Origin of the sequence: Bowmanella yangjiangensis, from assembly GCF_018531185.1 — a bacterium.
In the GTDB taxonomy this organism is placed as follows: domain Bacteria; phylum Pseudomonadota; class Gammaproteobacteria; order Enterobacterales; family Alteromonadaceae; genus Bowmanella; species Bowmanella yangjiangensis.
The window spans coordinates 886,484-902,587 of the sequence record NZ_JAHDJU010000002.1 but is presented as its reverse complement, the minus strand read 5'-3'; the positions used below and the strand labels follow the sequence as shown (position 1 = coordinate 902,587).

The window sequence follows — 16,104 nt, the reverse complement described above, 5'->3', positions numbered from 1 at the left end:
GCCGACCTTGTTAAAACGAACCAAACAAGCAATTTGGGAATAGAATGAAAAAATTACGTTAAAAATATGCTGACTAGCGCGTGCTGATGATGTCCAATTCGCCCCTTATGTGTGAGGCACCATAGAGATAATGAAAGGCTTCTGGCAGAATAACCGAGGATTACCCCACAGACTCAACGGACTGAATCACTAAACAGACCATGCAAGACAACCAGTACTCCCTTTCTGCTGACCAAATCCGGGTAGTTGCTACCATTGCGGTAATTGTCTTGCATGTCAGTGCCAGTGGCGTCAGTCGTTTACCTTTGGATAGCGGAGCCTGGTGGCTGGCGAACTTGCTCGATTCATTCAGTCGAGTGTCCATTCCACTGTTTGTGATGCTTTCGGGAGCCCTGCTACTGCATCCTCCCCTTGATTCAGTCGCCAATTTCTATCGTAAGCGGGTTGCCCGTATTGCTGTGCCATTGCTCTTGTGGTCTTTGTTCTACAGTGGCTGGACACTGCTTAAAGGCGAGGTAAAACACCAACCTGTGCCGCCTTCACAGCTGTTGGATAATCTGCTGGGCGGTATGCCCTACTTTCACCTCTGGTATTTATTTATGCTGGTTGGCTTATACGCCGCCACGCCGCTGATTCGCTGGTTGATGATGTTGCTAAAAGCCAGCCATGCGCCTTCTTCAAGCTTTTATCTGGCCACAGCGGTAACTGCCTCTACCCTCTATACCCTTGGCTACCAGTGGTTTGGTGACAACTGGCCATGGCCCATGTGGTTTATTGGTTATATCCCACTTTTCATGCTGGGTGCCGCCATGTGGGGACGCCCCAGCAATCAGGGGCGCTTGGCGTTGCTGGCCGCTTTTGTTCTGATGGTAGTTATTATTGCCCGTCTGGCACATATTCAACTTAGCGAATACCCCGCATTGGGCGCCATCTATAGCTACCAGTACTTGAGTTTGCCTGTGTTGGCAGCCAGTGTATGCGCCTGGTATCTATTTAAACGACCTCATCAAAAGCTCGCCGCATACACTCGCTTTTTAGCCCCTTATTGCTTTGGGATTTATCTGGTGCATCCCATCTTCCTCGATATCAGTCAGATGCTGATGGCAAAATTCATGTTGGGTGACATCACGAAGATGTTAGTGCAAATCCCTCTGGTATTCGGTTTATCACTGCTTGCTTGTGTGACTTATCGCCATGCTAGCTCAAAATACCTGAAAGCCTCTCTGATTACCCAGACACCCCGCTAATTTCCAGCTCAGACAGACCTTCCATAAACAACATGTATTGATTACCTTTAAAGTCGAATCGCCGCTTAATCCTTGGCTATGCTATACAAGACTCTCATCGATATTATGCCGTGGATTAGCCTGTCATCATGAAATATGCCGTACAGCACCTGTTTTTACTCTTGTTGCTAACCACTTCCTGGCAGCTCCGGGCACAATATCAGTCCATTGAAGTACTGGCAGTAGAATATCCCCCCTTTACGACCATTACCCATCCTCAGGGCGGCCTGGCGTTTGAATTATTGGAATCGGCCATCCCACAGCGACAATGGAAACCGCTCTTTGTGCCTCCCAAACGGGCCTATGCAAGTATCGACAGCGGCCATTGGTGCGCTAGCTTTTATCCGGCCAATAAGACTTCGGACTATTTCACTGTAGAGTTGTCCCAGCAGCCGATTAAAATCAGATTAGTCAGGCTGTCACAAACATCCTCATTCGGCTGGACGCAACTAAGCGAATTAGCGGGAAAAAGCTTAGCTTTGCTACGCACAGGAGAGAGCTCAGAGTTTGTTCAGCAATTCGAAGATGCAGAAATACCAATCGTGTATGTTGAATCCGTACAAGCCGGCTTACAGATGGTTCTGCTAAACAGAGTGTATATGGCGATGCTGGACGACATCAGCTTTGCCGGGTTGGAACGCGATAACAAAGCCAAACTGCAGATGTCAGAAAATACTTTGCTGGAAACCCCAATTACACTGTTCGTTAATAAAGCCTGCTTAGATGATTTGCCTAAAATAACCACTAGTAATAAGTGAAAAATCAGAAGAGAGCATTGTTTTGAGGCTACCGGCACGCATTTTAGAGTAGCTAAGATGTATGACCCGTGTATAACGGCAATAAAATGAAGCTAACCTGCCCCCACAGAACTTGTACCCCACTTCAAAGATTCTAAGCCAGGTGACACCGTTGAAGTGTATTGGGTTCATACTTCCTGCAACGCTACACCAGGACGGGCCTGGGCTATTGTTTGACCGAACAATACTAACCTGAATCTGCGAGTAGAAACTCAGGTATTCACTCTGGTGAACGACACTGGAGCGGCCAACTTTAATGAGTTTGGCTATGAGGCTTATCAAGCCACGGGCTACCATCAGCCCAAGACACTACCAATAGATACCGGCACACCGGTTGAATATTTAGGTTCTGCCACTGGCCCCAAATATGAACAGCACTAATGCTCTGCACTACAGATAACCTGGAGCGCCAGACCACAATGCACCAAGTTAGACATCAACAGCCTCAGCCAGTGGAGCGAAAACAACGAGTTTGAGGAAGATCACGCCCAAGGTGTGCGCAAGTTGGTGGTGCATCCTAAGCTTATGTCGCCGCTACACTGATCACCGGATTAGTATGAAAACGCAACGAGCAAGGCAACCGCTTGCTCGTTGCAGCTTTAAATTACAGCGACGTTGGAACCACTTGAATCATGGAATAGGTAATAAAGCGAAAAGGAGCATTGCCGGACTCAAAAGGCATAGCCCTAGGACCAGTCGGACTTTTCATAAGGCTTCTTTGTATGCCTAGAAAACTAGTTTACGCAGAGATAAGTCTACTCAGACAAGTTTGCATTCCATATCATCTATTTATAAATAAATAGATTGTGCCTGACAGATGAAGACCACTGTCAGGCACCTTGCTTAGCTCTTTTTAGGCTCCATACACTCTACATGGATGCTAACGTCCTTAAAATAAATGCTACTTGTAGAGTCAGCGTCTCTGCCTCGGTATATGCCAAATTTGAAGTAGTTTCCTTCAGGATTATACATATTGGGGCCAGTGAATATCTCACTACCATCTGACTTCCTTTTCAGAGGGATGCCGTTAACTGAACCCGATATCCAACCATCTTCATCTAAAGACCACCGCATAGCAAAATTAGCCGTGTGCCAAACATCCCGCTCGATCTTGACCTTTTCACTATATATAGGGGTTTTCTTTTCCGGGCGATGAGTCAGGAAGATTGAATCATCCTCGAAAAACATCCCCACCGGAGGAGGACTTCCCGGAAAAGTTTTCCAAGTTTGTCCCTCAGCCCAGTTAGGCTGTACCAACCACTGTGTGAAAAGTTGCCATTCACCTTCTGACACGTAGTCAGAAGGCAATAAAAAGCTAACCGAATAGTGAAATATATAATCGCCCTTAAGGTACTCAGAAACTTTCAACTCAGAGCGATTTCCGTTATTCACCAGATTTCCTGATTTTACGGTGAATCGCAAAGCCTTGGCATCTTGGTTTGCAGGGTCAGGGACAATACTGATTGACTCGTCATCATATGCCTCAACGCCTCTCAAGCCCTGAAACATATCCTCGAAGTCAAATTTGTATATTTCTTTCTTAGTACTGTTACTACACAATTCAGAAGCATTTACAGCCCCAACAAGTCCAAAGATCAGTAAAAAAATTCTCATAAAAATCCTTTTATTAGAGTCTTAGATCCACGCTCTCCTTAGAAATAGCGTATTTAAGATCGTAAATAACACCTTCAGCTTTCAATAGCTTTCTAAAGGCTTCTGGAGTCATGGCTTTAAACTCTTGATGTGCCACAGCCAGAATAACTGCATCGTATTTTCCAGGCACAAGCTGAGTAACAGGCTGTATACCATATTCATGCATCGCTTCCTTAGGGTCCACCCAAGGATCATAAACATCAGCTTGCACATCGTATTCCTGCAACTCGTCAACAATGTCAATTACTTTGGTGTTTCTGAGATCTGGACAATTTTCCTTAAAGGTTAAGCCCATAACCAAAACTTTTGCATCACTGACCTGAATACGTTTCTTTAACATGGCCTTGATCAGTTCACTCACCACATAACGCCCCATACCATCGTTGATACGACGACCTGCCAAAATGACTTCGGGGTGATAGCCAATGGCTTGCGCTTTGTGAGTGAGGTAATAAGGGTCAACACCAATACAATGCCCGCCCACTAGTCCCGGACGAAAAGGTAGAAAGTTCCACTTGGTACCTGCCGCCAATAGTACTTCTTCGGTATCAATGCCTAGTTTGTTGAAAATTACCGCTAATTCATTGATCAATGCGATATTTAAATCTCGTTGAGTATTTTCGATAACCTTAGCGGCTTCGGCAACTTTAATACTGCTCGCCTTGTGAGTCCCCGCGGTAATGATACTGCGGTACAAAGCGTCTACTCTTTCAGCTACTTCAGGTGTAGAACCAGAAGTCACCTTCTTGATAGTAGTTACCCTGTGCTCTTTATCACCAGGGTTAATGCGTTCAGGACTGTATCCTGCAAAAAAGTCCTGATTGAATTTCAGACCAGACACACGCTCTAGTACTGGAACACAATCTTCTTCCGTTGCCCCAGGGTAAACAGTAGATTCATAGATAACAATATCGCCTTTCTTCAGCACCTTGCCGATAGTTTCACTGGCTTTAATAAGAGGGGTTAAATCCGGCTGACGATGTTCATCGATGGGTGTAGGAACAGTCACAATGAATATTGTTGCTTCTTTTAGTCTCTCCAGCTCATGTTCGAAGGTAAGCTGAGTGGCCTCCTTGAGTTCTTCAGCGCTAACTTCCAATGTATGGTCAACACCATCTCTTAGCTGCTGAATTCTGCTGCTGTTAATATCAAAGCCAATAACTGCACGTGTTTTACCAAACTCAACGGCTAAAGGTAACCCAACATAACCCAAGCCAATAACTGCTAATTTCATATTCTATAAAGTTCCTTGAATATTTCGTTTTGCTTTAAACTTTTCTCGTACCAACAAGTAGGCAAATTTACTGTTAGTGACCAAATAGCGCTTCCACATCCGCCCCGGCTCTTGAATCACCCTATATAGCCATTCCAGACCCGCATTTTGCATCCATTCTGGTGCTCGCTTAACTTTACCAGCAACAACATCGAAAGTGCCTCCAACGCCCATGACAAAGTCAACGCCAAGGCGATCTTTCCACTTGTTAATAAAGTTCTCTTTTTTGGGCGATGTAATGGCCACAAACAGTAATCGAGCGCCGGACTTAGCAATCTTATCTACAACCTCTTCTTCGCTGTCCCAGAAATAACCATGGTGATAGCCGGCTACCTGCAGGCCAGGATACAATGCTTCTACCTTATCGACGGTCGCTTTAACCACTTCTGGTGTTGCACCCAGCAAAAAAACAGGAAATTGATTTGCAGCACTCATGCCCAACAAATTGTGAAACAGGTCCACTCCGGCAACTCGTTCGGGCACCTTGTGCCCGCAAAAACGTGCACCCCAAACAACCCCCATTCCATCAATATTAATGATGTCACATGCTTTCACCGACTCAGCCAGCTCCTGGTCCCGTTGCATGGTTACTAGCTTTGCAACATTAACCACAACATGCTGGGTAAATGCTTTTTCATTAATACATTCTTTTATTCTTTTAGTGGTTTCTTGCATAGAAGCGTTATGCATTTCTACACCTAGAAACCTGATTTTCTTCATTCCTAGATCCATGCGCTATTTCCTTTCCACTTCAGCATTGTCGGGGATTCGTGACTTGATAAATCGAGCAGGAACTCCTCCGACAACCGCAAATGGCTCAACATCTCTATTAACAAATGAGCAAGCCCCCACTATCGCTCCCTCGCCAATTTTTACTCCTGGTAACACAACTGCATTTCTACCAATCCATGCTCCATCGCCAATGATTGGCGGAGCTGCTTCTGTTTCACCTTGGTCAACAATTGGTATATCGACACGACCGTGCTCATGATTTTTAGACAAAATGGCCACATTCGGCGCAACAAGGACGTTTTTACCAATATAGGCACCTTGAATGAAAACATTTTCATTAATTCTGCTGCCTTCGCCAATTTTTACATTTTTTAAGTTTCCTAAGTAGACGTTACTTTCTACCTTTGTACTCTTTGTTCCAGATAAAATATTTAAGACTTTGTGTAAATACCAACATCTGACCTTGTTAGAAAAAGATAGATATTTTGAATCTGGCAATTTCCGAATAATAAAATAATATATAAAAGCATAGACCTTGGCCAAACTAAACCCTCCCTGGATTACTTAATCTAAGGTTTTGAATTATTACGGATGAATATAAGAACAATACGAACATAAAAAGGAAATTATTACCCCTAAAGAATGTATACTCAAAACAAGAATCTAATAAAGCGAATACAAATACCACCACAAAAAAACTGGACATTCGTCCGAAACTAAAGAATCGAACAAATCCGTCCCAAAATCCCTTTAATATAAAAAGCATCATTAGAGATAAGCCTAAAATTCCCACCATCAAAAGAATTTCAATAAAACTATTATGCGAATGGCTTGGAATAAAAAAATGTATCTCAGGAATATATCCCAAGTCAGTTGACCAGATAGAGCTAACACCATAACCTATAAGATACTTTTCTTTTATAAGTAAAAGCGCGTGCTCCCAAATGACTGTTCTACCTGTAAATGTAAGATCTTTTCCAGCCAACTCGATCAAGTAAACAATCAAGTTTGATACTAAAAAAATAACAATAAGAACGCTGGATGATGTAAAGAATAATGCTACGCCGTTTCTCTTACTTTTCATTACCTTTGCGGAAAAAATGAATCCATAGTAAAAAACAAAGGCAAAAGCCAAGGCAAATATCTTTGTAGATGAGCTTGCCAAAAACAAACAAACTAGCGAAGAAGTAAAAATTATCGCTCTACTTAATTTACTCCCTTCATAAAAAACAACAGAAAAAGCTAATGAAATGGCGGCAAATCCTCCGAAGATATTTTTATGTTTAAACACCCCTTGGTTTTCGCCAACCAAGCCAGTATATTCAAACCCTTCTCCGGCAGACATCAGACCTAAAGATGGAATAAAAAACACGTAAAATATTGATGACAAGCAAAGAAATAAGAAAGTCCAATAGAGACCGGTGTTAATTTGTTCCAATGTATAGTATTGGGCTAGCCCAAAGGCTACCAACAAACACATAGCCAAAGAAAAAATAGTAACTATTGCGTCGAATTTGTCTGCAGTCCAATAAGTTGAAATCATACATAAAAAGACAAAAGCCAAGTAATACTTCATCTCATAAACAAATTCACTGAAAAACTTATAATTCCTAAATATCATATACAAAGAAATGAAGTAGAGAGGGAACTTCAGCAAACTATTAATTATCTTAGGGGTATTACTTAGATCTGCACCATACCCGACGCCAAAAACGAAGTGATCGGTAAAAGCACCAAGAAATAGAACAACGCTTAGGATCAGGAAAAGGTATTTTATCCATCCAGACGACAGAGAGATGGAATAACTATCACTTAAAACTACTCTAGTCACTGCTTCCCCCACATCTCTTAGCATCATTAATTTGCACCAAATTAATCAAAAATATCGAAGCCCAAGTTATCAACATAGAAACTGTTAAATACTCTAAGACCAGCTCCTTAGGAATAAAAAAGGCAACCATACATAATGCAAAACATATCAGAGCTCCTATTATCCGGCTTAGACTCAAAGAAGACACCATTGCATTTTTGAAAAAGAACGTCTCAATCGGTTTGACTACAAACATCAAAACGATAACAAACATGAATGCCAGCGAGACATACACATGATTCACACCCACCTCGCCAAATATATAATCAAAGAAGTAGATAGAAATAATGAACATAAGAAATGAAGCAATTAGAGAGAATGATAAGAACATCATGAAACGCTTCTTCAAGCTAGAAAAATCGAGCTTCTCTTGACTTGCCGCACTTCGCTTGTCGAGTAAATCAAAAACTCTACTTAACAGCATTAGCGGCTGAAAAAGAGACCTAACCTGAATAAAAACAACAGCGCCTATTGGCCAGATTGCTTGCAGAAAGAGCAACGGAACATTTGTCACCGTAAAGTAAGATGCAGTGAGTACAAAGGAGCTTCGAGCTGAAGTTCGGCTTACATCTTCGTCGGAGTTGGAAGTGTAGTACTTAGATGAAACTAATAAATACACCACGGAAAATATAAGTCCGGTAGCAAACCCTAGTTCCACATTTAACATGTAAGAAGTAAAAAGTACTAAGGTATATGCAAATGATGAAGCAGCAAGAAAATATATAGTCCTTCTATTTGCGATAGCCAGAACTCTAGAAAACTCATTGAAAAGAAAAAATAAAACCACTAACAGCCCTGAGTAAATATCAGTTGCTATCATATAAATAACTGCAACGATACAAGACGTAATAAATAGCATCTCTTTAACTGTATCTTTCAGGAGGAAGAAAAAAGCTTTACTGCCGTATACACCATTAACAAGTATAGGGTTAAACACAGAGTTTCTGATAAAACCAGACACTAGGAGAAAAATTGCGTAAGAGACTCCATACAAAGAAACCGCGCTTGGCTCTACTCTTGACAGGAAAATCACCATAGCAAAGTTAAAAAGAGAGGAAAGACCTTGCTCAACTAGTACGACATACTTATCAAGTTTTTCCCTTGTCATAAGTAGGATCCCTGTATCTTCAGAACCTCATCTTGGTAAGTGTTGCTTATATCTTTTGCAAAGAACTTATTTAGTTCCCCCCGTTTAATATCCTGCAATAATCTATCTTTTACTTTAATTTCATTCGTACTGAAGAAAGATATTGCATTGTTTATTTGGTCAATTTTGCCAAAATCCACATACTGTACATATGGAGAATCAGTAAAGTAGCCATAAATTCCACTATATTTACAGCACAGCACTGGCAAACCACTCGCTAAAGCCTCTATATAAACCATACCAAAGGTCTCGGGAAAGCTCGGCATCAGCATCGCACAATGGTCGCCATAGCACTTCTGCAGTTGTTCGCGGTTAAGCTTTCCAGAAAAAGAAACCCTATCACCAATTCCAAGTTCATTGACGTTTTTCTGGAGAAATGCCAATGTTTCATCGGTCCCCCCACCAACAACATTCAGAGTACATTCTTTATGACTTTGCAGAGCCCGAAAAACATCTAGCAATCCCTTATTTCTGGCATCATCTAATCTACCTACGAATAGGAACTTTCCTTTTGAATTAATTGGGTCAGTGACAGACACATCCATGGTACAGATGTTCGGAAGCACCTGTCCCTTGTATGTGAGGGGGAGAGATAACATGCTTAGGATCGATTCCTTCGGCCATAAACTAACCCAGAAAATCGTTTCAGATCTTTCTAGTACTTTCCGATACAGCCAGCGATAGAGAAGCTTACGTCTAACCCACTTTTCATCTGTGGTACCTCTTACACTCGTTATCAGAGTACGTCCTGACTTTTGTGCCAGGACGTACGCAAGAATGCCATCGATGCAGAGCTTGTGAGCGTGGATTGCCGTTGCCCGTCCTGTTATTCCTTTAAGCTTTCGATAAAGCAACGAGCCAGCCAGTAGACAAATTTCGCTTGAGAAAAGTCCAAGAGGAAGCTTCGGAATCCGATATATCAACAAGTCACCACGGGTTTCCAAATTGAACGAGAGCCTACTTTCTCTCACAACCGAGATTACCCTGTGATCAAGCTCTGGGCATGCATCGATCAGGTTCTTCACAGCAGTGGTAGAAACCGGGTTGACCCCATCAGGGTAGTCAGTCACTACATGCAGCAGTGTCGGTCTCTCTTCACTCATTTAGACTATCCCGCGCGTATCGATCACCACTTTGCGCGCAAGTTCGCTTTTATCTGCAGCTTTAAACTGCTTATGGTCGACCAATACAACCACTACATTAGCTTTCTCTAATGCGGTATTCAGTGAAACCAACTCAATATTGCCGCCTTGCAACGACTCTGGAAGTTCATGGATGTTGGGTTCAACAGCCAACACAGTTCCAACATTTCGACTGGTAAGGTCTTTGACTATATCCAGCGCAGGGCTCTCACGTAGGTCATCGATATCAGCTTTAAATGCCAAACCTAAACAAGCTATTACCGGGTGCTTGAATTGATCAGCAGCTTTAATAACCTGTTCTAATACGTAGTGAGGCTTGTGATCATTAACTTCCCGAGCTGTGCGAATAATACGGGCTTCTTCAGGGCAGCTATTAACAATGAACCAAGGGTCGACTGCGATACAGTGGCCTCCAACACCGGGGCCAGGATTGAGAATATTTACACGCGGGTGGCGGTTAGCCAGCTTGATCAATTCCCAAACGTTGATTTTTAGTTTGTCGCAAATCAGAGAAAGCTCGTTAGCGAAGGCAATATTCACATCTCGGAAACTGTTTTCGGTTAATTTCGCTAATTCCGCAGTTCGCGCATTAGTGACAATGCACTCCCCCCTGACAAAGGTTTTGTATAAGGCAATGGCTTTGGCGCTGCATGCCGGAGTCATGCCACCGACCACACGATCATTGCTGACCAACTCCTGCAGCACATAACCTGGCAGTACCCTTTCAGGGCAGTGAGCGACATTGATGTCAGCTTCTTCACCTTTCTGTTGCGGGAAACTCAAGTCTGGACGCGCTTCCGCCAGCCAGGCAGCCATCTTTTCAGTCGCCCCCACAGGAGAAGTACTTTCCAAAATAACTAAGTTACCTTTTTCCAATACGGGCGCAATGGCTTTACTGGCCGCTTCGATATAGCGTAAATCTGGCTCATGGTCTTCACCTTTGAATGGCGTAGGCACCGCCACTACAAAGGCTTGTGCCGGTTCTGGCTGCGTGGTAGCGCGAAGCTTGCCTGTCATTACGGTGCTGCGGACCACCATATCCAAATCTGGCTCGACTATGTGGATGTTTCCGGCATTAATTGTATCCACCGCCTTCTGATTAACATCGACACCAATGACTTCGATACCACGAGAAGCAATAACAGCGGCGGTAGGCAACCCGATGTAGCCTAAGCCGATTACAGAAATACGCTCAAATTCCATAGAAAAAACCTGTTCCATCAAAAGTAATTAAAGAGAATCAGCCAAAACACTGAGTATTCGTTGGCAAGCTTGGCCATCACCGTAAGGGTTATGCGCGCGGCTCATTTGTTGGTAAGCCTGTTCATCTTGCAGCAGTTCATTGAGGGCGGCAGTTATCACCAAAGCGTCAGTACCCACCAACTTTACGGTTCCAGCTTGAACAGCTTCAGGGCGTTCCGTAGTGTCGCGCATCACCAGTACCGGCTTACCTAGAGACGGTGCCTCCTCTTGGATCCCTCCGGAATCCGTCAGAATCAGATAGGCCTTATCCATTAAATATACGAAAGGTAAATATTCAAGAGGCTCTATCAAGTGGATATTGTTTACCCCTTTCAACAGCCTGTTTACTGGCTCTTGAACATTAGGGTTAAGATGCACGGGATAGATTATCTGACAATCAGGATGCGCATTGGCCGTATCCAGCAGCGCCTGACAGATACGTTCAAAACCGCCACCAAAGCTTTCTCGTCTATGTCCGGTAACCAGAATGAGGCGCTTACTGGTGTCCAACATCGGAAACTGAGCGGCAAGCGCTTCTTGCAGTTGTTGGTCATATCTGACTTTTTCACGAATCAAAAACAAGGCATCAATTACGGTGTTACCCGTAATGTGAATGTTGTCATCAGCGTAGCCTTCATTTAACAAATTCTGCCGAGAAGTTTCCGTTGGCGCAAAATGAAAGCGTGTCAGGCAACCGGTCAACTTGCGGTTCGCCTCTTCCGGCCAGGGAGAATAAATATTCCCCGTACGTAGGCCAGCTTCTACGTGCCCAACTGGTATCTGACGATAATATGCAGCCAGAGATGCAGCGAAGGTGGTGGCAGTGTCACCATGTACAAGCACAACATCGGGTGCGAACTCGGCTAGCACCGAATCTAAACCGTTTAGTATTCTGGATGTGACCTGCCCTAAGGTTTGTCCTGGCAGCATTATATTCAGGTCGTACTCTGGTGATATTTCAAACAACGCCAACACCTGGTCAAGCATTTCCCGGTGCTGACCAGTAACACAAGTGCGAGTATCAAAACGTGGGTCCGAGGCAAAGCTGCGCACCAGAGGCGCCATTTTTATCGCTTCAGGACGCGTACCGAATACGATCAGTACTTTTTTCATTACAAGTCTCCCTGGGCTTTGTCAAAAAGCCCTTCTTGTTAGCAAAATTCTTAGTGTTGGTAGAAAGTCCGATACCAATCGACAAACAGCTGTATTCCTTCAACCAATGGGGTTTTAGGTGCAAATCCGGTTGTCTTATTTAGGGCTGACACATCTGCGTAGGTTTGATAAACATCGCCGGGCTGCATGGGCAGATAGTTTTTGTTGGCAGTTTTACCACAGGCTTTTTCTATTGCGCTGATAAAGGTTTCAAGTTCAACCGGCTGGTTGTTACCTATGTTGTACAATGCATAAAACGGATTTTCAGCCACCTGCACAGGATAATCCGCGCTGCCCGGAATCTGCTCCTGAACCCGCACTATACCTTCCACAATGTCATCCACATAAGTAAAATCACGCTTCAGCTTACCGTGGTTATAAACATCGATGGTTTTGCCTTCGAGTATTGCCTTGGTAAATTTAAAAGGTGCCATATCAGGTCTACCCCAGGGGCCATATACGGTAAAGAAGCGCAACCCTGTGGTGGGCAGTTGATATAGGTGGCTGTAGGTATGCGCCATAAGCTCATTGGCTTTTTTAGTCGCCGCATACAAAGAAATAGGCGTATCTACCCTGTCATTTTCACTAAAGGGTACTTTCTGTTGGTTGCCATATACTGAACTGCTTGAGGCATAAACCAGATGCTCAACCTTATGATGCCGACAACCTTCCAGTATGTTCAGTGTGCCAGTTAAATTACTGTCGGCATAAGCCATGGGATTATCGAGTGAGTACCGCACCCCAGCCTGTGCCGCCAGGTGTATAACCCGCTGAAATTGCTCTTTAGCAAACAACTCGGCGATACCTGCACGGTCAGCCAAATCTAACTTAATAAAACGAAATGTCGGGTAGTTAGCCAACTGCTGAAGCCGCGCATCTTTTAACGCCGGATCGTAGTAATCATTGAGGTTATCTATTCCTACAACCTCATGGCCTTGTTCCAGCAACGCTTTAGCAGTGAACATGCCAATAAAGCCAGCCGCCCCTGTCACCAGAAATTTCATTTTATCTGCCTTATTTCGTTGAAGTTCAAACAACAATCGGAAAGAAGGGCCACTTATATGGCCCTTAAACACTTAGTAGCCAGTTACACTAGCTCCGCGCCCTATGGCGTAGTAGGTGAAGCCCTTACGCGTCATACGACTTGGCTCAAACAGGTTACGCCCATCAAAAATAACCGCTTCACCTAACTGTTGTTTTATAAGATCGAAGTCTGGTGCTCTAAATTGCTGCCACTCAGTACAGATAATCAGCGCGTCAGCCCCTTTAAGTGCAGCTTCTTTAGTGCCAACCAGGCTAAGGTCATCACGTACACCATAAATACGCTGGGTTTCTTCCATCGCTTCGGGGTCAAAAGCCTGAACCTTAGCACCTTTTTCCCATAAGGCTTCGAGCAAAACACGACTCGGTGCCTCACGCATATCGTCGGTGTTTGGCTTAAAGCTCAGGCCCCACAAGGCGAAGGTTTTGCCTGCCAACTGGCCATTAAAATGCTTCTCAACCAGGGTCGGCAGTTTCGTCTTCTGGCGATCATTCACCGCTTCAACGGCTTGTAAAATGGCAGGCTGATAGCTGTGCTGCTCGGATGTACGAATCAATGCCTGCACGTCTTTGGGAAAACAGGAACCGCCGTAACCACAGCCAGGATAAATAAAGTGATAGCCAATACGCGGGTCGGAACCGATACCGCGACGCACAGCTTCAATATCAGCACCGAGGATTTCAGCCAGGTTGGCCATTTCATTCATAAAGCTGATCTTGGTGGCCAGCATACAGTTAGCTGCGTACTTGGTCAGTTCTGCCGAACGAACATCCATAAAGATGACTTTGTCGTGATTGCGGTTGAACGGCGCATACAATTCACGCATCAGATCTTGGGGGCGTTCATCGTAGGTACCGATAATGATGCGATCTGGCCGCATACAATCATTAACTGCCGCACCTTCTTTCAAAAACTCCGGGTTGGACACTACGTCGAACTCAATAGCGGCGCCACGCTCGGTCAAAATATCTGCAATTTTTTGCTTTACTTTGTCGGCTGTACCAACAGGTACTGTGGACTTATCTATGATGACCTTGTGGCTTTCCATATACTTGGCGATTGTCGATGCCACAGCCAGCACATATTTTAGATCTGCAGAGCCATCTTCATCAGGCGGCGTGCCAACAGCAATAAACTGTACCTCACCATGCTCCACACCCAGCGCCGCATCGGTGGTAAAATTCAATCGCCCTGCTTTAAAATGAGTTTCAACCAAAGGCTTAAGGCCCGGCTCGTAGATTGGTATGATACCTTTTTTCAGGTTCTCAACTTTCTTCTCATCAACGTCGACACACACCACATCGTGACCAACTTCAGCCAATACCGCTGCTTGCACCAAACCAACATAACCGATACCAAATACTGTTACGCGCATTCTTGAACCTTACTCTTTTCTATTTCTTAATTCTGATAGTTATTGCTTGGGCAATAAGTGGGGAAACGCGCCTGTTTCAAGCTCCTGAAGCAATCCTTCCATAACAGTGCGAATCTGCGGACCGAACCGCTCGCTGTGCAGGGCGTATTCCAGATTAGCCTGAAGAAGGCCCATTTTGTTACCACAGTCGTGGCTCTTGCCCTTAATCTGGTAGGCTTCGATTTTTTCCAGCAACAATAGTTGGTGCAGCGCATCGGTTAACTGGATTTCATCGCCGGCGCCAGGGGGAGTAAATTCAAGCAAATCCCACACAGCAGATGAAAGCACATAGCGCCCGGTAATCGCCAGATTGCTTGGGGCTTCATCTAAATCAGGTTTCTCTACCATGTCTTTAATCAGAGCATTCTCACCGGCTTGAATCTCTGCACCGTTTATATCTACCACACCATATTGGTTAACCAAGTCCGGGGCTACAGGCTCCACCATAATCTGACTATGGCCAGTCTCGCCAAAACGTTTGACCATAGCAGCCAAGTTATCTTTTTTCAGATTACTGCGATGTTTATCCACCATTACGTCCGGCAGAATCACCGCAAAAGGTTGTTCACCAATAACAGAGCGAGCACATAAAATGGCATGACCCAAACCCAAGGCCTGAGGCTGACGAACAGAGATAATGGTGACATTCTTCGGCACAATATTGCGCACTTCATCCAACAACTGTCTTTTAACCCGCTTCTCTAAGGTCGCTTCTAATTCAAAGCTGGTATCAAAGTGGTTTTCAATACTGTTTTTTGATGAATGGGTGACTAATACAATTTCGGTAATGCCAGCAGCGACGGCTTCCTGCACTACGTATTGGATCATGGGCTTATCAACGACGGTCAGCATTTCCTTGGGAATGGCTTTGGTAGCAGGTAGCATGCGCGTACCCAACCCAGCCACAGGAATTACCGCTTTGGTAACCAACGACGGGGAAGTTTCCGTGATAGAAGTTTTCAACATTTAAGCCATCCTCATCAATTAAACGCGGACAGCCTGAAAAAGGTAGGAAATACCAGGATCAAGTTAAGTCCGTTTTAACTTTTTTATAACAACCACAAGGGTTACATCCAAATTTTTGCGCGGCGGATAATAACACTTTTCATACGATATCTGCCACAGATGACGGCATTATGACGCCAACTTTTTGAATGAAAATTACAGAATTTCAGATCAAATCCGGTAAACCTACTATTTTTCAAAGCTTTCCAAAAAATTCTCCCGGTACCCAAAGCGAAAACCATTCGAAAACTATATTTTGGCAAAAATATAATCACAGCCTCGAAAGGGCATTGCTAAACGAATACCAGCTTGTGAATAACCAGAATATCACTCTCAAAGCCCATTGGTT

At 44.1% G+C, this 16,104-nt stretch carries 15 protein-coding genes; 3 read left to right on the top strand and 12 right to left on the bottom strand.

Going from position 1 to position 16,104, the window contains the following annotated elements:
• Nucleotides 1–200: 200 nt before the first annotated feature.
• The 3 genes from KJY73_RS13450 (at nucleotide 201) to KJY73_RS13440 (ending at nucleotide 2,464) form a co-directional block, all read left to right on the top strand.
• The gene (locus KJY73_RS13450) at nucleotides 201–1,247 is read left to right on the top strand and encodes an acyltransferase (protein WP_214344232.1); all 1,047 of its coding nucleotides are present in this window, start codon (nucleotides 201–203) and stop codon (nucleotides 1,245–1,247) included.
• Nucleotides 1,248–1,375: 128 nt separating this feature from the next.
• Nucleotides 1,376–2,044, top strand: coding sequence for a type 2 periplasmic-binding domain-containing protein (locus KJY73_RS13445; RefSeq protein ID WP_214344231.1), 669 nt, complete (start codon nucleotides 1,376–1,378; stop codon nucleotides 2,042–2,044).
• 231 nt (nucleotides 2,045–2,275) lie between these two features.
• Entirely contained in the window at nucleotides 2,276–2,464 is a 189-nt protein-coding gene (locus KJY73_RS13440; RefSeq protein ID WP_214344652.1) for a delta-class carbonic anhydrase, read from the top strand.
• 462 nt (nucleotides 2,465–2,926) lie between these two features.
• Here KJY73_RS13440 and KJY73_RS13435 read toward each other — a convergent pair whose 3' ends face one another.
• The 12 genes from KJY73_RS13435 to galU form a co-directional block, all read right to left on the bottom strand.
• Entirely contained in the window at nucleotides 2,927–3,697 is a 771-nt protein-coding gene (locus tag KJY73_RS13435) for a heparin lyase I family protein (RefSeq protein ID WP_214344230.1), read from the bottom strand.
• 13 nt (nucleotides 3,698–3,710) lie between these two features.
• The gene (gene tviB / locus KJY73_RS13430) at nucleotides 3,711–4,970 is read right to left on the bottom strand and encodes a Vi polysaccharide biosynthesis UDP-N-acetylglucosamine C-6 dehydrogenase TviB (RefSeq protein ID WP_214344229.1); all 1,260 of its coding nucleotides are present in this window, start codon (nucleotides 4,968–4,970) and stop codon (nucleotides 3,711–3,713) included.
• A 3-nt stretch (nucleotides 4,971–4,973) separates the two neighbouring features.
• Entirely contained in the window at nucleotides 4,974–5,741 is a 768-nt protein-coding gene (locus KJY73_RS13425) for a WecB/TagA/CpsF family glycosyltransferase (protein ID WP_232848602.1), read from the bottom strand.
• A gap of 3 nt (nucleotides 5,742–5,744) precedes the next feature.
• Entirely contained in the window at nucleotides 5,745–6,284 is a 540-nt protein-coding gene (locus KJY73_RS13420) for an acyltransferase (RefSeq protein ID WP_232848601.1), read from the bottom strand.
• A gap of 1 nt (nucleotide 6,285) precedes the next feature.
• Nucleotides 6,286–7,599, bottom strand: a complete 1,314-nt coding sequence (locus tag KJY73_RS13415; protein ID WP_214344228.1) for an O-antigen ligase family protein — start codon at nucleotides 7,597–7,599, stop codon at nucleotides 6,286–6,288.
• Entirely contained in the window at nucleotides 7,565–8,719 is a 1,155-nt protein-coding gene (locus KJY73_RS13410) for a hypothetical protein (RefSeq protein WP_214344227.1), read from the bottom strand. Before KJY73_RS13410 ends, KJY73_RS13415 begins: the two co-directional genes overlap by 35 nt.
• Nucleotides 8,716–9,861 carry a glycosyltransferase family 4 protein gene (locus KJY73_RS13405; RefSeq protein WP_214344226.1) on the bottom strand — a complete coding sequence of 382 codons (1,146 nt, stop codon included), beginning with the start codon at nucleotides 9,859–9,861 and terminating at the stop codon, nucleotides 8,716–8,718. Before KJY73_RS13405 ends, KJY73_RS13410 begins: the two co-directional genes overlap by 4 nt.
• A complete protein-coding gene (wecC, locus tag KJY73_RS13400; RefSeq protein ID WP_214344225.1) occupies nucleotides 9,862–11,103 on the bottom strand; it encodes a UDP-N-acetyl-D-mannosamine dehydrogenase in 1,242 nt (413 codons plus the stop codon).
• Between the two features lie 27 nt (nucleotides 11,104–11,130).
• Complete coding sequence (wecB, locus tag KJY73_RS13395) at nucleotides 11,131–12,255, bottom strand: non-hydrolyzing UDP-N-acetylglucosamine 2-epimerase (RefSeq protein ID WP_214344224.1); 1,125 nt, start codon at nucleotides 12,253–12,255, stop codon at nucleotides 11,131–11,133.
• A 50-nt stretch (nucleotides 12,256–12,305) separates the two neighbouring features.
• The gene (locus KJY73_RS13390) at nucleotides 12,306–13,298 is read right to left on the bottom strand and encodes an NAD-dependent epimerase (protein ID WP_214344223.1); all 993 of its coding nucleotides are present in this window, start codon (nucleotides 13,296–13,298) and stop codon (nucleotides 12,306–12,308) included.
• Between the two features lie 72 nt (nucleotides 13,299–13,370).
• On the bottom strand, nucleotides 13,371–14,711 hold the full coding sequence (locus KJY73_RS13385) for a UDP-glucose dehydrogenase family protein (RefSeq protein WP_214344222.1): 1,341 nt from the start codon (nucleotides 14,709–14,711) through the stop codon (nucleotides 13,371–13,373).
• A 39-nt stretch (nucleotides 14,712–14,750) separates the two neighbouring features.
• Complete coding sequence (gene galU / locus KJY73_RS13380; protein WP_214344221.1) at nucleotides 14,751–15,716, bottom strand: UTP--glucose-1-phosphate uridylyltransferase GalU; 966 nt, start codon at nucleotides 15,714–15,716, stop codon at nucleotides 14,751–14,753.
• Nucleotides 15,717–16,104: the final 388 nt, after the last annotated feature.

What these genes read in the sequence shown, in the direction of transcription:
- wecB (WP_214344224.1), bottom strand. Translation starts at nt 12,255, where the DNA reads ATGAAAAAAGTACTGATCGTATTCGGTACGCGTCCTGAAGCGATAAAA.
- KJY73_RS13405 (WP_214344226.1), bottom strand. Translation starts at nt 9,861, where the DNA reads ATGAGTGAAGAGAGACCGACACTGCTGCATGTAGTGACTGACTACCCT.
- KJY73_RS13390 (WP_214344223.1), bottom strand. Translation starts at nt 13,298, where the DNA reads ATGAAATTTCTGGTGACAGGGGCGGCTGGCTTTATTGGCATGTTCACT.
- tviB (WP_214344229.1), bottom strand. Translation starts at nt 4,970, where the DNA reads ATGAAATTAGCAGTTATTGGCTTGGGTTATGTTGGGTTACCTTTAGCC.
- KJY73_RS13415 (WP_214344228.1), bottom strand. Translation starts at nt 7,599, where the DNA reads ATGATGCTAAGAGATGTGGGGGAAGCAGTGACTAGAGTAGTTTTAAGT.
- KJY73_RS13410 (WP_214344227.1), bottom strand. Translation starts at nt 8,719, where the DNA reads ATGACAAGGGAAAAACTTGATAAGTATGTCGTACTAGTTGAGCAAGGT.
- galU (WP_214344221.1), bottom strand. Translation starts at nt 15,716, where the DNA reads ATGTTGAAAACTTCTATCACGGAAACTTCCCCGTCGTTGGTTACCAAA.
- KJY73_RS13425 (WP_232848602.1), bottom strand. Translation starts at nt 5,741, where the DNA reads ATGGATCTAGGAATGAAGAAAATCAGGTTTCTAGGTGTAGAAATGCAT.
- KJY73_RS13385 (WP_214344222.1), bottom strand. Translation starts at nt 14,711, where the DNA reads ATGCGCGTAACAGTATTTGGTATCGGTTATGTTGGTTTGGTGCAAGCA.
- KJY73_RS13435 (WP_214344230.1), bottom strand. Translation starts at nt 3,697, where the DNA reads ATGAGAATTTTTTTACTGATCTTTGGACTTGTTGGGGCTGTAAATGCT.
- KJY73_RS13445 (WP_214344231.1), top strand. Translation starts at nt 1,376, where the DNA reads ATGAAATATGCCGTACAGCACCTGTTTTTACTCTTGTTGCTAACCACT.
- wecC (WP_214344225.1), bottom strand. Translation starts at nt 11,103, where the DNA reads ATGGAATTTGAGCGTATTTCTGTAATCGGCTTAGGCTACATCGGGTTG.
- KJY73_RS13450 (WP_214344232.1), top strand. Translation starts at nt 201, where the DNA reads ATGCAAGACAACCAGTACTCCCTTTCTGCTGACCAAATCCGGGTAGTT.